The 20,118-nt window shown below is 49.5% G+C and carries 19 protein-coding genes; 7 read left to right on the forward strand and 12 right to left on the reverse strand.

Going from position 1 to position 20,118, the window contains the following annotated elements:
• Positions 1-11 precede the first annotated feature (11 nt).
• Both GWC94_RS07445 and GWC94_RS07450 read right to left on the reverse strand, forming a co-directional pair.
• The gene (locus GWC94_RS07445; RefSeq protein ID WP_161834422.1) at positions 12-353 is read right to left on the reverse strand and encodes a DHCW motif cupin fold protein; all 342 of its coding nucleotides are present in this window, start codon (positions 351-353) and stop codon (positions 12-14) included.
• Positions 354-572: 219 nt separating this feature from the next.
• Positions 573-1,760: an acetyl-CoA C-acyltransferase gene (locus GWC94_RS07450; protein ID WP_161834423.1), complete on the reverse strand. Its 1,188-nt coding sequence runs from the start codon at positions 1,758-1,760 to the stop codon at positions 573-575.
• Between the two features lie 479 nt (positions 1,761-2,239).
• Between GWC94_RS07450 and GWC94_RS07455 the strand changes: the two genes are divergently transcribed.
• Together GWC94_RS07455 and GWC94_RS07460 are read left to right on the forward strand one after the other, a co-directional pair.
• Entirely contained in the window at positions 2,240-4,993 is a 2,754-nt protein-coding gene (locus GWC94_RS07455; RefSeq protein WP_161834424.1) for an outer membrane beta-barrel family protein, read from the forward strand.
• Entirely contained in the window at positions 4,983-5,732 is a 750-nt protein-coding gene (locus tag GWC94_RS07460; protein ID WP_161834425.1) for a GLPGLI family protein, read from the forward strand. Before GWC94_RS07455 ends, GWC94_RS07460 begins: the two co-directional genes overlap by 11 nt.
• A 192-nt stretch (positions 5,733-5,924) precedes the next feature.
• On the opposite strand, the gene GWC94_RS07465 is transcribed toward GWC94_RS07460, so the two are convergent.
• Positions 5,925-6,764 (reverse strand): CvfB family protein, encoded by an 840-nt coding sequence (locus GWC94_RS07465; protein ID WP_161834426.1) that lies wholly within the window; start codon positions 6,762-6,764, stop codon positions 5,925-5,927.
• Positions 6,765-6,909: 145 nt separating this feature from the next.
• On the opposite strand from GWC94_RS07465, the gene GWC94_RS07470 reads away from it, so the two are divergent.
• Entirely contained in the window at positions 6,910-7,827 is a 918-nt protein-coding gene (locus GWC94_RS07470) for a hypothetical protein (protein WP_161834427.1), read from the forward strand.
• Between the two features lie 30 nt (positions 7,828-7,857).
• Here GWC94_RS07470 and GWC94_RS07475 read toward each other — a convergent pair whose 3' ends face one another.
• The 6 genes from GWC94_RS07475 to GWC94_RS07500 all read right to left on the reverse strand — a co-directional run bounded on the left by GWC94_RS07475 (position 7,858) and on the right by GWC94_RS07500 (position 14,654).
• Positions 7,858-8,331, reverse strand: coding sequence for an SRPBCC family protein (locus GWC94_RS07475; RefSeq protein ID WP_161834428.1), 474 nt, complete (start codon positions 8,329-8,331; stop codon positions 7,858-7,860).
• A gap of 146 nt (positions 8,332-8,477) precedes the next feature.
• A complete protein-coding gene (locus GWC94_RS07480) occupies positions 8,478-10,994 on the reverse strand; it encodes a DNA gyrase/topoisomerase IV subunit A (protein ID WP_161834429.1) in 2,517 nt (838 codons plus the stop codon).
• A gap of 45 nt (positions 10,995-11,039) precedes the next feature.
• A complete protein-coding gene (locus GWC94_RS07485) occupies positions 11,040-11,426 on the reverse strand; it encodes a hypothetical protein (RefSeq protein WP_161834430.1) in 387 nt (128 codons plus the stop codon).
• 2 nt (positions 11,427-11,428) lie between these two features.
• Positions 11,429-11,824, reverse strand: a complete 396-nt coding sequence (gloA2, locus tag GWC94_RS07490; protein WP_161834431.1) for an SMU1112c/YaeR family gloxylase I-like metalloprotein — start codon at positions 11,822-11,824, stop codon at positions 11,429-11,431.
• Positions 11,824-12,669: a DUF1835 domain-containing protein gene (locus GWC94_RS07495; RefSeq protein WP_161834432.1), complete on the reverse strand. Its 846-nt coding sequence runs from the start codon at positions 12,667-12,669 to the stop codon at positions 11,824-11,826. Before GWC94_RS07495 ends, gloA2 begins: the two co-directional genes overlap by 1 nt.
• A gap of 95 nt (positions 12,670-12,764) precedes the next feature.
• A complete protein-coding gene (locus tag GWC94_RS07500; protein WP_161834433.1) occupies positions 12,765-14,654 on the reverse strand; it encodes a DNA topoisomerase IV subunit B in 1,890 nt (629 codons plus the stop codon).
• Between the two features lie 173 nt (positions 14,655-14,827).
• On the opposite strand from GWC94_RS07500, the gene GWC94_RS07505 reads away from it, so the two are divergent.
• The 3 genes from GWC94_RS07505 to GWC94_RS07515 all read left to right on the forward strand — a co-directional run bounded on the left by GWC94_RS07505 (position 14,828) and on the right by GWC94_RS07515 (position 17,802).
• Entirely contained in the window at positions 14,828-15,385 is a 558-nt protein-coding gene (locus GWC94_RS07505; RefSeq protein ID WP_161834434.1) for a YkgJ family cysteine cluster protein, read from the forward strand.
• 74 nt (positions 15,386-15,459) lie between these two features.
• A complete protein-coding gene (locus tag GWC94_RS07510) occupies positions 15,460-16,623 on the forward strand; it encodes an exo-beta-N-acetylmuramidase NamZ family protein (protein WP_161834435.1) in 1,164 nt (387 codons plus the stop codon).
• A 150-nt stretch (positions 16,624-16,773) separates the two neighbouring features.
• Entirely contained in the window at positions 16,774-17,802 is a 1,029-nt protein-coding gene (locus GWC94_RS07515; RefSeq protein ID WP_161834436.1) for a WD40/YVTN/BNR-like repeat-containing protein, read from the forward strand.
• Between the two features lie 32 nt (positions 17,803-17,834).
• On the opposite strand, the gene aat is transcribed toward GWC94_RS07515, so the two are convergent.
• On the reverse strand, positions 17,835-18,482 hold the full coding sequence (gene aat / locus GWC94_RS07520) for a leucyl/phenylalanyl-tRNA--protein transferase (RefSeq protein ID WP_161834437.1): 648 nt from the start codon (positions 18,480-18,482) through the stop codon (positions 17,835-17,837).
• Between the two features lie 85 nt (positions 18,483-18,567).
• Entirely contained in the window at positions 18,568-18,996 is a 429-nt protein-coding gene (locus GWC94_RS07525; RefSeq protein WP_317163480.1) for a MerR family DNA-binding protein, read from the reverse strand.
• A gap of 135 nt (positions 18,997-19,131) precedes the next feature.
• On the opposite strand from GWC94_RS07525, the gene GWC94_RS07530 reads away from it, so the two are divergent.
• On the forward strand, positions 19,132-19,473 hold the full coding sequence (locus tag GWC94_RS07530; RefSeq protein ID WP_161834439.1) for a hypothetical protein: 342 nt from the start codon (positions 19,132-19,134) through the stop codon (positions 19,471-19,473).
• 218 nt (positions 19,474-19,691) lie between these two features.
• Here GWC94_RS07530 and GWC94_RS17095 read toward each other — a convergent pair whose 3' ends face one another.
• Positions 19,692-19,958 (reverse strand): GIY-YIG nuclease family protein, encoded by a 267-nt coding sequence (locus GWC94_RS17095; protein ID WP_161834440.1) that lies wholly within the window; start codon positions 19,956-19,958, stop codon positions 19,692-19,694.
• Positions 19,959-20,118 lie beyond the last annotated feature (160 nt).

Consider the following 20,118-nt stretch of genomic DNA (forward strand, 5'->3'; position numbering starts at 1 on the left):
GGTTGACAATTTCAAATCCCCAGGAACGCACCGTCGATGATCAGCAGCCTGGCGCCTTCTTTTGTATGGGAACGATGCGAACTGAGTTCATCTGAAACAACATAGGTCATACCCGTTTTGAGATGGAATATTTCGCCGTTTTCCATTTGGGTTTCAAGCTCACCTTCGAGACAGTGTACGATATGTCCTTTGCGGCACCAGTGGTCTGCGAGATAGCCGGCAGAATAATCCACCCGACGGATACGCAGTCCTTCCAGCTGCAGGGTGTGCCATACAGCCAAACCGGTTTCTCCCTGGTGCTGCGTAAAAGGAACGGTTGACCAATCGATGACCTGGTAAGGATAGTGGGGCATGGGGTTGATTTTGGGATGTTGGAATTGGGGAATGCCTCTCCCGCTCTGCGGTGAAAACAGCATCATTTCATTACCGCAGAGTGGCAGAGTCACGCAGAGATGAAATCATTATCGCCTGATAACTTCGGAACGCAACTGCTATATTCTTTTTGATCCATTCACCCGAACAACTGCAGTACAACTCCAAAATTCCCCAATTCCAAAATTTCAAAATGGTATCTATCCGGCCAGCTCAATCACCATCGCGCTTGCACCTCCGCCGCCGTTGCAGATACCGGCCGCGCCGAGTTTGCCCCTGTGTTGTTTCAGCACATGGATCAGAGTAACAATGATACGGGCACCGCTGCATCCGAGGGGATGACCGAGTGATACCGCGCCCCCATGCACATTCACCCTTGCAGGATCCAGTTTCATCTTCTGTGAATTAACAATACCGACAACAGAAAATGCCTCGTTCAGCTCAAAGAAATCTATATCACTCAGTTGCAGTCCCGCCTTAGCCACCGCTTTGGGAACGGCAAGCGAGGGCGTGGTGGTAAACCATTCCGGCGCCTGTTCCGCATCGGCATAGCCACGTATCACAGCCAGCGGTTTGACACCCATCGCATCGGCTTTTTCCTTGCTCATCAATACCACTGCGGCCGCGCCATCGTTCATGGTAGATGCGTTGGCCGCGGTAACCGTTCCTTCCTTGCTGAAAGCCGGTTTCAGCTCGGGTATCTTATCAAATTTTACATTGAAAGCTTCTTCGTCTTTTGCAAACAGCAATGGCTCTCCTCTGCGCTGCGGAATTTCCACAGGCACTGTTTCTGCGTCAAAATAGCCCTTGCTCCAGGCATCCTGGCTGCGCTGGTAGCTCTGTACGGCATAGGCATCCTGTTCCCCGCGACTGATGCCGCATTCTTTCGCGCACATATCTGCCGCATTGCCCATTGCATACTGGTGGTACACATCGGTAAGACCGTCTTTTGCCAGTCCGTCAATAAATGCCACATTACCGTATTTATTTCCCCAGCGCATATCGGCGCTGTAGAACGGAACATTACTCATGCTTTCCATGCCTCCGGCCACCACTATATCTGCATCGCCCAGTAAAATACCCTGTACGCCCTGTGCTATCGCCTTCATACCGCTTGCGCATACTTTGTTTACGGTTGTTGCGATAACACTGTCGGGCAGACCTGCAAATTTTGCCGCCTGCCTGGCCGGCGCCTGACCTGTATTGGCCTGTATCACACAACCCATCAATACTTCCTGTACCTCTTCGGGGCGGATGCCCGCCCTGTTCACCGCGGCTTTAATGGCGATAGCACCCAACTGCGGTGCAGTAAATCCCTTCAGGCTTCCGCCAAAACTTCCCATCGGCGTACGTACGGCCGATACGATATACACTGTTCGCTGATCCATGTACTGTTTTATTGAGCAGTAAAGATAAGAAAGCAGGCTAACATTTGTTAGTAAAAAGATTGACGGATTGGTGGATTGCGGATTGGTGGATTTTTATTTGCGTAGAATTTGATGGGATCGGAATTTCTGTATTACGGGGTATTGTTCACCGCAGAGGCGCGGAGGAGCGGGAGTTTCGCAGAGAGAGAGAAAATATACACGAACCCATTAATCCGCAATCCGCCAATTCTTATAACAAATGATTTACATTTTATTTACCCTGCCTGTTCCTTCCGTGCTTATTTTTATTGGGCAACCGAAACGATATACCTGTTCCAGACCGCCCGGTTTACCGGATACCATTCTCCCCCCAGCAAGGTTATTGCGGTTTTGTTTAAAAAAACGGTTTCTCGGTTATGAAATCCATTGCCGTTTGCATCTAAGAGCCGACGGCAGCTCAATTTATTCCGGGTAACCCTAACTACTGATAACCAAAACCGATGAGAAAACTGTATGTTTTGCTGGGTGTTATGCTCCTGCTGTGTATTGCCACGCAGGCCCAATCTGTAAAAGGAACGGTTACGGATACCGCCGGTAAGATTCCGCTGCACCATGCCGTTATTTACCTGAAAAACGCCAAGGATTCCGCTCTTGTTGCGTTTACCCGCGCGGATAAACAGGGCGTATTTGAACTGCACGGCGCAAAGCCCGGCACTTATACCATGGTGGTTACCTATCCGGGGTATGTTGACTGGATAGATTCGGTTACGGTGCAGCAGCATCCGCTGCAGGTGGCTGTTGCACTCATTACCAAAGCGCATTTGCTGCAGGAAGTGATCGTAAGACAGACCATCCCTCCTATCCGCATCAAAGGCGATACAACGGAATACCTTGCCGACAGCTTTAAAGTAAAACCCGGCGCCACGGTGGAGGAACTGCTAAGGGTAATGCCCGGGTTTTCTATCGACAGCAAAGGCAAGATCACCACGCAGGGTCAGAAAGTGCAGAAGGTGTTGGTGGATGGAGATGAATTCTTTGGCGCCGATCCTACCATGGCCACGCAGAACCTCAATGCAAAAGACGTGGCCAGGGTGCAGGTATACGACAAAAAAAGCGACCAGGCAACGCTGACGGGCATCGACGATGGCAGCAAAGAAAAAACGGTTAACCTGATCCTGAAGGAGGATGCTAAAAAAGGTTATTTCGGAAGAGTGGATGCAGGCACCGATTTCGATAAATATTACCAGTCCAAAATATCAGCCAACCGTTTTACCAGTTCGCTCAAAGCCGGTGCGCTGGTCGTTGCCGACCGAACGGGACGCAACGGCATGAACTGGGAAGAGATGCAGGATTATGGCGAGATCAGCACCACGGTGGAGAACGGCGATGTTGGCTTCAGTTGGGAAGGAGATAATGATTTTGATACCTGGGGCAAGGAAGGCATACCCGAAAACCTGCAGGGCGCCGTTATGCTGAACAAGAAATACGGCACGCGCAAAAGCAGTACGGCCAATAATTACAGCTATAACCGCCTGAACATGGCCGGCAACGGCAATACCGCAACCAAATATATTTTACATGACGCGGTAAACTACAATAACCAGCGGCGCTCCAATACCAGCATGAAATGGAAACAGGCCGGCAGCACCAAGAATGAGATCATCATCGATTCTATGACATCGGTCAACATCAACGCCAGGGGCAGTTTTGGAAAAAGCAGCAGTTACGGCACACAGGATGCCGAATACCTGGCCGGCGATTTTACACCCATCAATACAAGCAGGCGCATCAATTCTTCCACTGGCGATAACAGCATGCGCAAAGCGGATGTATTTTTAAAACGGAAACTGAATAAAACGGGAACCCGGTCTGTTACCTTCAGCGGCGGACTTTCCGGCAGTCATAACTCCACGGAAGGCCTGCTGTTTAACCAGACCAGTTATTATACCGGCGGCGTAATAAGCGCACAGCAGGTGACCGACCAGCGCAAGACCAATGTGAACGAGGCAAAAACCGCGCAGGGGCTGGTAAGCTATACCGAACCGTTGAGCAAACGGCTGTCGGTAAACCTTAACTATACCTATAACTGGGGCAATACAGAACAGGACACACGTTCGTACGAAAAACGGAATGGCAAGTACGATTCGCTGAACCTTTTATACAGCAACCATTACCGGTTTATCAATTCATCGCATCGTGCGGGTATGATGTTCAATTACAGCAGCAAAAAAATCACCGCAAGGGCCGGACTTGCCATACAGGATCTGTCGCTGAAGCAGACCAACCTGTATAAGGACTCTTCGTTTGCGCGCGACTTCACTAATTTTTTCCCTACCGCCAATATACGCTGGAAATTTTCCGGTTCTGGCAACCTGAACCTCAGCTACAGCGGGTATACACAGCAGCCCTCTCTGTCTGCCTTACAGCCGATACTGAACAACAACGACCCGCTGAATATACAGCAGGGTAATCCCGGTCTGCGGCCGGCATTCACACACAGCCTGTACTTTAATGCATCCAACTATAAGACGCTTCAGAACAAAGGCATGTGGATGTACGGCAGCATCAGCTTCACCGAAAACGCATTCAGTAACAAAAGTACGATAGACGCACAGGGACGAAGGATCATGCAAACAGTGAATGTGAACGGGAACTATCGTTACAACCTGAGCGTGGATTTCAGCAAACAGATCAAACTCTTCAAACTCGAAACGGGTTTTGCACCGAACATCAGCGGCAGCCGAAATAAGAATTTTGTGAACGGGCAGGAAAACATAACCAACTCCATACATGGCGGCGCATACGTATACATAAGACGGTATATCGAAAAGAAAATGAGTTTTGACATTAGCGGCAGTGCCCAGTACAATCATTCCCGCTCCTCCATTAACCAGGGCGCGACCACCCGTTACTGGACCTTTAACCAGAATATATGGTTCGACTACAAGTTCCGTAAAGGATGGAATGTCAGCACCAACTACGATTTCAATTACCGGCAGAAACTGACTGCCAACGATCGCGCCAACAACATGTTTATCTGGAATGCATCCGTTGAGAAAAAACTGTTTAAAAAGTCCGATATCACCGCCATATTCACCGTAAACGATATCCTTAACGACCGGCAGGGTTTTAACCGGGATATTTCCAGTAACTACATTACCGAAAACACGTACACCACCGTACAGCGTTATATTATGCTGTCTGTAAGATGGAAATTTGCCAAAAACAGAAAAACCGAAAGCAATGAAGAGTAGCCATACCGTCTGCATAGCCGTTGCAATCTGTGCGCTTTGCTGCATCGCCGCCGGCGCACAGGGGCAGACCCAGTTCATTCACACCGGCAGGATCGAATTTGAGAAAAAAGTCAATATCCAAAAAGAAACGGAAAACGATCACTGGCTGGACGGTCTGCGGGACAAACTGCCAAAATTCCGCACTTCCTTACACAACCTGTATTTCCGGGATGGCAAAACACTTTTCGAGAAAGGAACCGATGTATACGAGAAGATCCCTTTTATGGGTGATGACAGAAGCGTGGACGATGTGGTGTATACAGACCTCAGGCAAGGCATATTCCTGAAAAAACAGGCCGTGTTCGATGAAACATTTTTACTGAGCGATTCGATACGGCCTGTCAAATGGCAGATGACGAACGAACTGCGCGATATCGCGGGGTTTGAATGCCATAAGGCCGTTGGCAAAATCCTCGACTCCGTGTATGTGATCGCATTTTATACCGACCAGATCACCGTCAGCGGGGGACCGCTTTCTTTTTGTAACCTGCCGGGTATGATTCTCGGCATCGCCATCCCGCGTAATAACCTCACCGTTTTTGCCACCAAAGTCGAATTAACGGAACCCGGCCCGCAGAAGATGGCTGCTCCTGCCGGTAAAAAGAAAACAACCTATAAAGCGCTGCATGAAACGATCACAAAAGCGCTGGCCGACTGGGGGAGTTATAGTAAGAAATACATCATTACGTCTATGTATTGAGGGGTGGGAATTATGGATTAGCGGATTTTTTATTTGCGTAGTATTTGATGGGATCGGGGTTTCTGTATTTGCAGGGGGTATTGTTCACCGCAGAGGCGCGGAGGCGCAGGGTTTCGCAGAGATACAATCCGCGAATTCAATCCGCAAATCCGTAATCCATTGATCCGCGAATTAACTGCTAAGCGGCAGGGGTTAATTTTCGAGGAGTTTGATACCGGTTTGGGTGAATTGTATCTTACGCTGTTTGTAGAGCGTGCCGGTTGTCATTTTGAATGTTTTCTTGCTCATGCCAAAAAAATCATAGATCTCCTGCGGATCCGATTTGTCGTGATAAGGCAGGTAGCCGTTGTTCTCCCGCAGCAGGCGCAGCACCTTATCCGATTCATCTTCCACTTTCTGGAAACCGGGCTTGCCGATCACTACATCGATCTTGTTGCCCGGCAGTACCGCTTTTACAAAACCGGTGTGTTTATCGCCGGCATGCAGGGTTGTGAATACCTCGCTGTTATGCAGCAGTCCCAGGTGCGTGTTGTTAATGATCATCACCCAACCCAGTTCCGACTGCCGGTACACCAGCAGTTCAACAATGTCTTTTTCTTTAACCGTCAGCGTCTCGTTGCTGAGTTGCGACTCGATCTTTTCTGTGGCCGCAACCCGTCCAGTCATGTCATCGAGGTATAATTTTACGAGGTAGGTCATCCCTTCGCGCATACCGCCCAGTTGCTGCGATTTGGCCACGAACAGGTCTTTCATCAGTCCCCAGTCGAGGAATGCTCCCATTTTGGTAACGGACACGGCTTTCAGCATGACGATCTCACCCACAACAGCCAGCGGCTTTTGCGTGGTAGCCACCAGGCGGTTATCCGAATCGTGGTAAACAAATACCGCGATCTCATCGCCTTTTTTCAGGCCATGCGGCGCAAAACGTTTGGGCAGCAGGATACCCTCCTTTCCGTCGTCCAGGTAAAACCCAAAATCCACTTTACGGTCAACCTTAAGTGTATTGTATTGTCCAACGTTCACATCAGCCATAAATGTAAAGGTAGGGAACCGGGGCGCAAGAACAAGCCATACTCCGGCAGGATGGCATAACGGCAGAAGCCTGCCTTCTCACTATTCACTCCCCTGTTAGCAACTTTCCGGTTCCCTCTGGAGCTGTTTTGATATTTTGCGGGATATGAACAGGTTCAGGTATGGTTTGGTGGCGCTGGCAGTATGGCTCGGAGCGCATAGCGGTTTTTCGCAGGATGTGAGGGGACATTGGTATGGCATCGGCAGACTGCAGGTTTCGCAGACCTACCAGGACTACCTGTCGGAGCTGACGTTGAAACAAAGCGGAAAAAATGTAAGCGGTTCTTTCCAGTATTATTTCAAGGACAGCCTTGTGAAGGTGAATATAGAGGGCAGTTTTGACGCCGTATCGCGCAAACTGCGACTGAAGCCTTTTAAAATGATCTATTACCTCTCTCCCACTGCGCAAAACAGTATCGACTGTTCCATGTCGGGAAATTTTGATCTGCTGGTGTCCAAAACAGAATCGGTGCTGAATGGTTTGCTGGTAACCGATGCCGATCATAAATACACGGTTCCGAGTATCGGTTTCCGGCTGAAAAAATCGAACGATACCGCCAACTGGGTGCGGGCGGATGAAGAGATCGCAGTGCCGGGGGATACTGTGCCCCGTCTGACAGCCAGCCAACCGGTCAGTGAGCCCGTATCGGAAGCAAGTTTATCCACCGAGGCCTTCACCAGACGCGAAAAGGTGTTTGCCAAAGAGATTGTTATCACGGAGAGAAAACTGCGTATAGAAATATACGATAACGGCCAGATCGATTATGATTCTGTTTCACTGTTCCTGAATGGGAAGATGATATTGCCTAAATCGAAGCTCGATCACCGCGCCATCCGTCTCAGCATCGAGATCGATCCGTCTTTACCGTACAACGAACTGAGCATGGTTGCGGAAAACCTGGGTATGATTCCGCCCAATACGGCGGCATTGGTTGTTTACGACGGAAAAAACCGGCATGAGACCCTGCTCTCGAGCGACCTTAGTAAAACGGCCACCATCAAGCTTGTCACAAAATCGCCATAGAGGCCCGGTGAAGTATTCGGGGTTGCTGGTCTAATAACTGATCAGTTCGGCGTTCAGTTTGCGGGCAAGTCCTTCCGCGCCCCATCGCATCACCACATCGTGGTTGTAATTGAAAGCCGGTTTCAGCAGAAACGAGAACCAGTTCATCCAGGATTTGTTGGTGATTACGGTCCAGTTATACTGTACAAAAGTGATCCCTTCTTTTTCTTCGAATGCCCATTCGCCCACGCCTTCCAGTTCGCCAAACGCTTTTCCTTTCATGAAGCGGTGGTCGTGTATCTCCGTGAGCCGCATGTTAAAAGAAAGCCGGTAAGGCAATACGCTGCGCCAGGTATAATTGCGTACACTGCCAACGCCTGTTGCATCGCCTTTCTGCAGTTCGGTAACGGCCACCACGCCCTTCCACCACAGCGGCCATTCAAGCGACTCATAGATCGCCAGCCAGACCTGGTCAACCGGCGCCTTTAACTGCCAGCGTGTAATAAATGCGTATTCTGTTGCCATTAATTTACTGTCGAACGAATGAACCTGTTTGCCAACGGGCAGGCAGGCAATACCGGATTATCGAAACCAAGATCGTTTACTATATACGCAGCAAATCTATATCCGGATGCCCCTTCCTTATTCGTTATCCAATATCCGTCTGTTGATTATTCAAAAAGTTCTGCCTGTGCATTTTCTTCCTGGGGTTTCCGTTCCCATTCCATTTCGATGGATTTGCTGTATTCGGTGAGTTTGGCGCCCACGGCCTTCCAGCCCATTACTTCCACCATTTTGGCCACTTTGAATTTGGCCTTGCGCACCTGCTGGCCTCTTCCTGTCTGCACCGCCAGTATCGGTTCTTCATCGGTGGTAACCGCTTCAAGCCGGTTGCCCTCTCCTTCTTTGATAAAGGAGAACTGTGTCTTCAGGGTCGTGGTCTCTATCCTGAAACGTTTGATATTGTACTGACCCTTGTCGTTATCAAGGTATACAGCGCTGATGATTTTTGCCGGATCGAATTTTTCAACCAGCGAGATCTTTTCCGGATCGAACCTCTGGGTAAGTTCGGTATCCGTGATTTCGTAGCTGCCGTCTGTATAGAATACCAGTATTTTCTCGTCTTCAAAACTGCCGAGGTACCGGCCTTTCTCCTCTGTGTTCAGCCTGCCGAACTTATCGTCGAACCATAGCTTCCGGCCCGCCAGCGTGCTCCTGCCCGCCTCTTTGAATTTTACCGTCTTTACCGGATACTTGGTTACCTGGTTACCCATGCTGCCACGCCCCTTGATCTCGATCTCCTCGAAATAAAAATCAAATTCCTTGTTACGCGCCGTGCTGTTGGGACTGAGAATGATCTTCACCGTCTCGGCCTCGCCGTTGAGGTTGGCGCTGAAATAATGCGTTTTGGATTTGTCGGATCCCCTGGTCAGGTCGTATTCCTTGTCGCGGGTGATGCCGGTGACGTTAAAACGCTTCGCATAACTTACGCCCGATTTTCCATCGAGGTAGATCATGTTATAAGTGGTGCGCTCATCGTTCTTCTCGAATACGGCGGCATGCAGGATGTCTTTGCCGATGAATACCTTGTCTGCCACCTTCACCACTTTCATGGTACCGGCCCTTGTAAAGGCAATGATATCGTCGTAATCGGAACATTCGCCGAGCAGTTCGTCTTTTTTCAGACTGGTTCCGATAAAACCTTCTGCACGGTTAATGTACAGTTTTGTGTTGGCGATCGCCACATGCTTTACCTGTATGGTGTCAAATTCCCTGATCTCCGTTTTACGCTCGCGGCCTTTGCCGTATTTTTTCAGCAGGTTCTCGAAATAGGCAACGGCGAAATCGGTCAGGTGTTCAAGGTCAAATTTTACCTGTTTGATGTCTTCTTCAATACCACGTATCTGATCGATAAGTTCATTGATATCGAGACGATAGATACGGCGCACCGGCTTTTCGGTCAGTTTCAGGATATCCTCCCGCTGTATCTCGCGTTTCAGTTTTTTCTTGAACGGTGTGAAGGCCTTATCGATCGCGGCAATCACGGCATCCCAGGTAGCATGTTTCTGTTCGAGTTCCTTATAGATTTTTTCCTCAAAGAATATTTTTTCGAGGGAAGTGTAATGCCATTTGTCTTCCAGTTCCGCCAGCCTGATCTCCAGTTCTTTCCTCAGCAGTTCCTTTGTCGTTTCCGCCGATGCAACCAGCAATTCGCGTACACTGAGAAACCGGGGTTTGTCTTCAACGATCACGCAGGCGTTGGGCGAGATGCTGATCTCGCAATCGGTGAATGCGTATAAAGCGTCGATGGTGATATCGGGAGAAATGCCCGGTGCCAGGTCGATCTGTATTTCCACATTCGCAGCTGTGACATCGGTTACTTTTTTGATTTTGATCTTACCCTGGTCGTTGGCCTTGGTAATGCTTTCCATCAGCTGCGTAGTGGTTACGCCGTAGGGAACATCACGGATCACCAGCGTTTTTTTATCCAGCTCCTCCACGCGCGAGCGTACACGAACCTTTCCGCCGCGCCTGCCTTCGTTGTAATTGGCCACATCGATCATACCCACTGTCTGAAAATCGGGATACAGATCAAATTTTCTTCCGCGCAGCGCCTTGATCGAAGCCTCTATCAGTTCGCAGAAATTATGCGGTAATATCTTGGTCGACAAACCCACCGCAATACCATCCGCACCCTGCGCCAGCAATAAAGGGAACTTCATGGGCAATGTAAGCGGTTCGTTCTTGCGACCATCGTAGCTGAGCTGCCATTCGGTGGTTTTGCCATTGAACGCCACTTCCAGCGCAAATTTGGAAAGACGCGCTTCTATATACCTCGATGCGGCAGCCTCATCACCTGTGCGCACATCGCCCCAGTTACCCTGGGTTTCGATCAGCAGGTCTTTCTGTCCCATATTCACCAGGGCATCGCCGATGCTGGCATCCCCATGCGGGTGGTACTGCATGCTTTGCCCGATGATATTCGCGACTTTGTTGAAACGCCCGTCATCCATTTCCTTCATTGCATGCAAAATGCGCCGTTGCACGGGTTTCAGACCGTCTTCTATTGCCGGAACGGCCCGTTCCAGTATCACATAGGAGGCATAGTCAAGGAACCAGTTCTTATACTGTCCCTGAACACCTGTTTCATTCTCAAATACCCTGTTCTCCTGTTTTTCCTTAGCCATTGAAAAGTCAAAATTCAAAAATCAAAATTAAACAACCTGCTGCTATCAGCTTTTGTCAGCGGGCCGGTCGAGCTGGAAAGTGTCTATTTTTCCATCGTTCAGCGCGTTCAGTTCAAACATCACAAAATCCGTATCGGCAATCACTTCGTGCCAGGTGTATGGGTATACCACCAGCATTGCGGGCGCTATAATTTTATCGCTGCCGCTTGCCTCGCCGTTGATATCAAACCAGTTCACCGTTGCCTCGCCTTTCATCAGTATCACGCGCTCGGGATTTTTATAGGCCGAGATTCCCTTGTGGTAATGCCTGGCGCTCACACTCCCCGCTTTACGGTAGCCTAAGATGAATTCACCGGTTCTGTCGGTATTGAAATAGTGTGTGACGCCCCGTTCGTCCTCTCCTATTTTCGCTATCGGAATGATCTCTATCATGGTTATGCTTCGTATAATTCCAGCGGTTGCCCGTTGGGATCGTAAAAAAATACAAACTGTTTCCCGGTCAGTTCATCCGTTCTCACGGCTTCCACACGCACTTTGTTCTGCCGCAGCCACTCATATCCTTTTCTGATATCGGCAACCGCAAAAGCAAGATGCCGCAAACCCTTTGCTTCTGGATAGGAAGCCCTTTCACGGTAATCGGGAAAAGAAAACAGTTCCAGCTGGTAAATGCCGTTGAGGGCCAGATCCAGCTTATAAGAATTCCGTTCTTCCCGGAAAGTCTCGCAGATCACCGTAAAACCCAGCACCGATGTATAAAACTGCTTGCTTGCCGCGTACAGCCCGTTATCCGTCAGGATCGCCACATGGTGTATGCCGGTTATTTGTATCATCAGGCAGCCGGTTGTTCTGTTGTTTCGGACACGGCACCCAGGCCGGCCAGTTTCACCGTGATCTCCTTCCAGCCCTTGTTCCAGTCGCCGCCTGTTTCCAGTTTGTTCGCGGCCGCCAGCTCGCGCATACGCCATACCAGGAACACATCTCCTGTTTTCACCTTCATTTTATTGAAGATATTCATCAGCAGCTTACCCAGCTTCTGCGGTTCGGCAGCTGCCTGTGATAAGATGTCTTTATCATAAAAACCCGTTTCTTTCCCAACGACCTTTTTCCCGCCTTCGAGAAAACGCACCATGGCATTCTCCTGGCATAATTTTTTCCATTCGTCGGGATCCACTTCAAACTCGCTCAGGGTAACAGGCCGCGCCAGTTTTTTGGCTTTCAGGAATTCTTTTGGCTGTATCTCGTACAGGCTGGTGGGATAAAAAATACTCCCTTTTTCATTGATAAAAGGAAGGTTGTTCAGGTACAATACCTCCACCCTGCCCTGGTAGTCCTTTAACTGCGTCATCAGCCAGTAATAACCGCATACATCGTGCACGTTCTGTCCCATCCATATCCACAGTTTTTCGTCCGGGTTTTCATCCAGGCGTTTCAGCAGGTTATGAACCGCAAGCTTATCGTCCACGATATCGATCTGGTCGGTATACGGCGAGAATTCGAGTAACTGCTTCCACCAGTCGCGGCGCTGCTGGTAGCCTTCTGTTCCGTAAATATCTGCCAGCGGCCCTACGGCAAAATCGTCTTTTATCTCAACAATATCCCCCTGCATCGTCTCATCCAGTTCGATGGCTTTTTCCAGCGCGGAAACATTGGCCTGTTCAAATACAATATGAACCATATATAATCAGTGATTAAGCATAAATAAATCGGAAAGCTTAGTTAAAAAGTTCGGGCACCAAAACACATAACAACCAACGGATCCCTTGTCTGATGTCAATTATTCGCTTCCACCAGGTCCAGTTCCACTTTCAGGTTATTGATGATGAACTCCTGTCTTTCCATCGTATTCTTTCCCATATAGTATTCCAGCAATTGCTGGATATGGTCTCCCTGTTCGAGGATCACGGGCTGCAAACGCATATCGCGGCCGATAAAGCGGCTGAATTCATCAGGCGATATCTCACCCAAACCCTTGAACCTTGTAATCTCCGGCCTGCCTCCCAGTTTTGCAACGGCCGCTTTTTTCTCTGGCTCATCATAGCAATAGATCGTCTCCTGCTTGTTGCGCACCCGGAACAGCGGTGTTTCGAGTATATGCACATGTCCTTTCTTCACCAGGTCGGGGAAGAACTGAAGGAAAAAAGTCATCAGCAGCAACCGGATATGCATACCATCCACATCGGCATCGGTGGCGATCACGATATTGTTGTACCGCAGTCCTTCAAGACCATCCTCGATGTTCAGCGCATGCTGCAGCAGGTTGAATTCTTCGTTTTCGTATACCACTTTCTTGGTAAGTCCATAACTGTTCAGGGGCTTACCGCGCAGACTGAATACCGCCTGGCTGTCTACATTCCTCGATTTGGTGATGCTGCCGCTGGCGCTGTCGCCCTCGGTGATAAAGATGGTGGAATTGTTCTGCTGTTCGATGAACTCATTGCGGTTCTTCGCCGGCGGCTCATCATTGAGGTGCACACGGCAGTCGCGCAGTTTTTTATTGTGCAGGTTGGCTTTCTTGGCGCGTTCATTGGCCAGTTTCTTGATGCCGGCCAGCTCCTTGCGCTCACGTTCACTCTGTTCGATGCGCTTTTTCAATGCATCCGCGACCGAAGGGTTGCGGTGAAGGAAATTATCCAGTTCTTTCGACAGGAAATCCAGCACAAAATTCTTCATGCTTGGCCCGCCCTCGTACACATTGAGCGATCCGAGCTTGGTTTTTGTCTGGCTCTCAAACACCGGCTCCTGCACCCTTACCGATATCGCCGCCACGATACTGGTGCGTATATCCGATGCATCATAATCTTTCTTAAAAAAATCGCGGATCACTTTTACATAGGCTTCGCGGAAAGCCTGCTGGTGAGTACCGCCCTGCGTGGTATACTGTCCGTTCACAAATGAGAAAATATCCTCGCCATAATCGTTGTTGTGCGACAGGGCCACTTCTATATCGTCTCCGCGGAGATGAATGATCGGGTAACGCAGCTCATCGGGATTGGTCTTGCGCTGCAATAAATCGAGCAGACCGTTCTTGCTGATGTATTTTTTCCCGTTGAAATACATCGACAGTCCTGCGTTCAGGTAACAATAATTCCAGAGCTGGTTATCGAGGTATTCGTGTATGTAATGAAAATTGCGGAACACTGAGTCATCGGGCGTAAACTCCACGAGCGTGCCGTTCGGTTCTTCCGTCTTCGCTTCCCGGTGTTCCTTTACCAGTTCACCTTTGGCAAATTCGGCTGTTTTTTCTTTGCCGTCGCGGAAAGCCGTTACTTTAAAAAACTGGCTCAATGCGTTCACCGCCTTGGTACCCACACCGTTCAAACCCACGCTTTTCTGGAAGGCCTTGCTGTCGTATTTGGCGCCGGTGTTGATCTTGCTCACCACATCCACCACTTTTCCCAGGGGTATTCCGCGACCGTAATCGCGGATGGTCACCGTTTTTCCTTCAATGGCGATATCCACCTGTTTCCCATAGCCCATGGTGTATTCATCGATACAGTTGTCGATGACTTCCTTGATCAATACATAAATACCATCATCCGAGGCCGATCCATCGCCCAGCTTACCGATGTACATGCCGGGGCGCAGACGGATATGCTCTTTCCAGTCGAGCGACCGGATCGAGTCTTCCGTATACTCAAACGTATTCTTCACTTCTGCCATAATCCGCAAATCTAACCACCCCGGTTGCTGACCGGTGCTTTACTTTTCTACAAAATGAGGTTAAATGTGGATAATTATGTGAAAAACCGCGCCCGGACAGCGTGGTAAACGGTCTGCCGGTTTTTGACAGCTATTGTTTTTATAATTCGGGGCCGATCCCCAAAAACAACGGGTTGCCAGCCTTATACACCAATAACCAGTATCTTTGCCCGATCAATCAGAGGGAGACAGATATCGAAACAGACCTGGACAGGATCTTGGCCCTGGCCGATGAAAAAACTTTGGAAAACCAGGGTTTTACGGCATTCCTGAAAGCACAGGATGCCGCAATGGTAGATGCGATGGTCTTGGAACTGGATACGCAGATCAGCCCCAAGATCGACTGCACAGCATGCGGCAACTGCTGCAAAAGCCTGATGATCGTGGTAAGCGATGAAGAAGCCGATAGGTTGTCGGGGCAGCTGAACCAGTCCCGCCACGAGTTTGACGCCTGTTATCTCGAAAAAGGCAGTAATGGCATGATGATCATGAACCGCATACCCTGTCATTTTTTATCCGCCAACAAATGCACTGTATACGAACACCGCTTTGCAGGCTGCCGGGAGTTTCCTGCACTGCATATACCGGGTTTTACTGGCAGGCTGTTCACGGTTTTTATGCATTACGGCAGATGTCCGATCATTTTCAATGTTGTGGAAACGCTGAAAAAAAGCATGAAATTTGTGAAGTAGCGGATTACGTTATTTCGCAGGGCCCGATCTGTCCATGCATCATCCGTCAATTCGTTAATGCTTAATTTTTTCCGATGGTTTACTTCGGTATAGATAACCTCATTCTTTCCTCTCCTTACTGGAAGACAAAACGACTGGCTTTACTTACCAATGAAGCCGCCACAACGAACCAGCTGGTTCCCTCGAGAAAGGCGTTGCAGGATAACGGTTTTAACCTGGTAAAACTTTTTTCTCCCGAGCATGGGCTATCGGCATCGGGTGCCGACGGGCAGCTGATGAGCGATGGGACCGATGCATTGACAGGGTTGCCGGTCACCAGTTTGTACAGCGCAAAACTGCAGCCTTCGGCAGAGGATCTTTCGGATATAGATATTGTTTTGTTTGATATACCCGATACCGGCGCGCGTTTTTACACCTATCTCTGGACGATGAGCTGCCTGCTGGAGGCCTGCGCAGCGCAGGGCAAACGGCTTGTGCTGCTCGATCGCCCCAACCCCGTATCAGGGCGTTTCGAACTGGCGGAAGGGCCGATGCTGGATGTATCGCAGACTTCTTTTATCGGCCGATGGCCGCTGCCTGTTCGGCACAGCTGCACACTTGGCGAACTGGCTGTTTATTTCAACAGCTCCCGCCATATCGGCTGCGAACTGGAGGTGATACGTTGCAGCGGCTGGGAAAGGACTATGTTCTGGCCCGACTGGAAAATACCGTTTGTTCCCACCTCTCCTGCCATACAGGATTTTCAAAGCATGCTGCTGTATCCCGGTCTCTGCCTGCTGGAAGCCACCAATGTATGCGAAGGACGGAGTACATCCTGGTCATTCACCTCTGCCGCCGCGCCATGGATAGAGGGTCGATTGCTGGCCGATATCGCCGCGCCGGTACTGGAAGAGGTACAGGTAAGACCCGTCAGCTATACACCCGGAGAAGCAAAGTATGCAGGACAGCTATGCCATGGCATACGGCTGCAGGTAAGAGAGCCCGCTTATTTTCAGCCGGTGTTTACAGGCATGCTGCTGGTGAAACTGATCAGAGATCTATATCCCCGGCATTTTCGCTGGGCAACCTATCCCACACTCGTAAACCCTGAAGGAAAGGGGCACCTGGATAAATTGCTGGGCATACCCGGCAGCGAAGCATTGTTCGATCTCCCCCTCGCTCCATTCATCGCCCAGACACAAAAGCTGACACGCATCGGCGAATGGAAAGACATGATCGGGGACGGATTGCTATATTGAACAGCGGAAGGGAACAGATGAACAGATGAACAAGGAACAGATGAGCAATTGATCGGATAGGAATTTTCTCAATCGCAAATCCGATCATCTGTTCCTTGTTCATCTGTTCATCTCTTCCTTCCTCCTCGGCAGTTTTCATATATTTAGAACATGAAAACATCGTCCGGGCTAAAATGCCTGTTTCTTTTTTCCTTGCTGTTGATTGCTTCTGCTCTGGTAGCGCAGCCGGGTATCCATATGCTGCAATCGGGTAAACCTGTCAGTTTCCGGGGGTTGAGTGTGGTAAGTGATAAGATCATATGGGCAAGCGGCAGCAGCGGTACGGTGGTACGGTCTGTTGACGGGGGCGCTAACTGGGAATGGATCACGGTGCCGGGTTATGAGAAAAGGGATTTCAGGGATATCGAAGCATTTGATGCGGATACGGCTGTGATCATGGGTATTGCAGAACCCGCAGTGATCCTGAAAACGGTGGATGGCGGAAAGAACTGGGAAAAAGTGTTTGAAGACCATGCCAAAGGTGTTTTTCTTGATGCCATGGCATTCACCCCGGGCAGCGGTCTGGGCATCGCGATCGGCGACCCGCTGGAAGGAACGAATACCCCGTACCAGGTGATCACACATGACAATGGCAGTACCTGGAAAAAAGTGTCCATGGGAAAAACCACGCTGCAGGAGGGAGAAGCATTTTTTGCCTCCAGCGGCAGCAACCTTGTTATGATAGGCAACCATCCCATTATCGTATCCGGCGGCAGGAGCTCGCGTATCCTGTTTGCAGACTGGAGCCCTTTACCCATCGTGCAGGGCGGGGAATCAACCGGCGCCAATTCGGTAGCGGTTTACAGAGCGCGTTACGGTATCGTGGTAGGCGGTGATTTTGCAAAAGATACCATCAGCACCGATAACTGTGTGCTGTTCGACATCGGTGACCATGCGAAACTGACAATACGAAAACCAAAATCGGATCCGCATGGATACCGTTCATCCGTGGTCTATTTATCCCGCAAAAAACTGCTGACCTGCGGCACCTCGGGCGTAGACCTGTCTGGGGATGGCGGCGACAGCTGGACATTGCTCTCAAAAGAAGGATTCCATGTATGCCAGAAAGCCAAAAAAGGCAAAGCCGTGTTCCTTGCCGGCGGCAACGGAAAGATCGCCAGACTGGAAGGAACATTCTGATCAATACCGGGCAGTCTGACTTACCTATCTCCCTATTTCAATCTTTTTTCCAGTTCCCCGATAAACGCCGCTCTCGGGATCATCCGCGCGCCCAGGCTTTCGAGATGGGGTGTGTATACCTGGCAATCGATCAGCCTTATGCCCTCGCTGCGTAACTGCTGTGCATAACATATGAAAGCGAATTTGCTGGCATTGCTCCGGGTGCTGAACATGCTTTCGCCAAAGAAAAATTCGCCCATGCGGATGCCGTACAGCCCCCCCACCAGCTGATCACCCAGCCAGGCTTCGGCGCTGTGGGCATAGCCAAGCTGGTGCAGACGGTTGTAAGCCGCTTCCACTTCATCGGTGATCCAGGTACCCTCCTGGTCCGCGCGGGGAACTATTTTGCAGGCATGAATAACAGAAGCAAATGCAGTGTCTGTCCGGAAACGGAACTGTTGTTTTCTGATGATCACGGACATGCTTTTACTGATCTTCAATTCATCGGGGAATAAGACAAACCTTGGATCCGGGCTCCACCACAACGGCGTATCACCATCGTACCAGGGAAAAATGCCTTTACGGTAAGCCAGTAACAATCGCCCGGTGCTGAGATCGCCGCCCATGGCCAGCAGGCCATCTTCCAAAGCCTCCGAAACCGGGGGAAACCAGAGATGTTCGTCGAGTGCGTACAGCGGCATAGGAAATGATTGAGGAATGACGATTGGCAATTGCCGATCAGGGCACAAAAATCGGGATTAATGAATGCTAAGACTGTCTTTGTATTTAGGGAACCAGCATTTCACAATTTCCGTCAATGGAAGGCGCACGCCCATTCAGGCAAAGCGCCACGCCATTTGCCAGCATACGCCTGACCTGTTGCAATTCTCTGATCTTATCATCGATAACCGCGATCTTCCCGCTGATTTTAGCAGAGACTTTACAGCAGGATGCCTGTCTTTCTTCGATCATCGCTATAAAATCTGATGATTCGTTCAGTGTAAAGCCAAAGCTCTTCAGTTTTTTCAGGATCAGCAATTTGGTCAATATGCTGTCGGGATAGTCTTTGTAATTGTTGATGCGCCGGTCTTTTCTCCCAAGCTTAAAGAGCCCGCTTTTTTCGTAGAACCGAATCGTGTCCCGCGAAAACCCGATAACCTGGACAGTTCCCCAATTTGCATTTTTTCTGTTTTTATGATGAAAGGCGCAAACGATGGACTATACTCCATGGTTTACTTTTACAAAAATAGATCATTAATGAAACCCATTTTGCTGATTATCGGAGCATTTCTTTGTATTAAGGGATGTTCCAGTTCAACCAATGAGCGGGAGGTTGCAAAAAAAGAGATTATGAAAGATTCATCCGTATCAACCGAAAACGCAGACAGATCGGGTGCCCAATTTTTCAGCTGTAAACTCACCACGCCGGAACTGCAGAAAAGAAAGGCGGAGGTCATTGCCGTGCTGAAAAAACAGGTCCTGTCGAAAACCGAACTCGACAATGGCTTTCGTTACCATTTTACCGCTACGGATGACATGCTCGAAACGATTGCCGCTTTCATAAAATCCGAACGTGCCTGCTGTGGCTTTTCCAACTTTACGATGGCCGTTACAAACGACGACAAGATCTTATTGGATATAACCGGCGAAAAAGGCGTAAAGGATTTTATCCGGACAGAACTGGAGATGTAGACGCCATCGGGTGTCTGCAAATATTTTCAGCTGCAGATTCGCAGATCCAGGTGCCAGTAATCTGCGAATCTGCGGCTGGCTGTTTTGAGATTGAACCGATTGATCCATTGATCCTTGTTCCTGAAGATTTTTAAGAAGAATAAAAAAAATAACCCCGAAAATTTTACGGGGTTATTTTGTGGGAGCACACGGGTTCGAACCGCGGACCCCTCCGACTGTTAGTCGGAGTGCTCTAAACCAGCTGAATTGATCAACTGTATTATCTTAACCCGGCTTTTCCATAATTTGATTTCCCTTTCACGGCGCATAGCAGATGCCTTGTCGGGAAATACCTCGTAATAACGCAAAGCCCAATCCACAGCCGCTCCCGTGAATCCTTTGTGATGGCTGTTGTGACGCCTGATTCTCTCCAAAAGATCATCACCGGTGTAACCGATATAAAACCGGTCGCAGGAGGCTGAATAAAGGATATAGGTCTTATACATAAAAAAATAACCCCGAAAATTTTACGGGGTTACTTTGTGGGAGCACACGGGTTCGAACCGCGGACCCCTCCGACTGTTAGTCGGAGTGCTCTAAACCAGCTGAATTGATCAACTGTATTATCTTAACCCGGCTTTTCCATAATTTGATTTCCCTTTCACG

Source organism: Sediminibacterium soli (assembly GCF_009939225.1).
Taxonomy (GTDB): domain Bacteria; phylum Bacteroidota; class Bacteroidia; order Chitinophagales; family Chitinophagaceae; genus Sediminibacterium; species Sediminibacterium soli.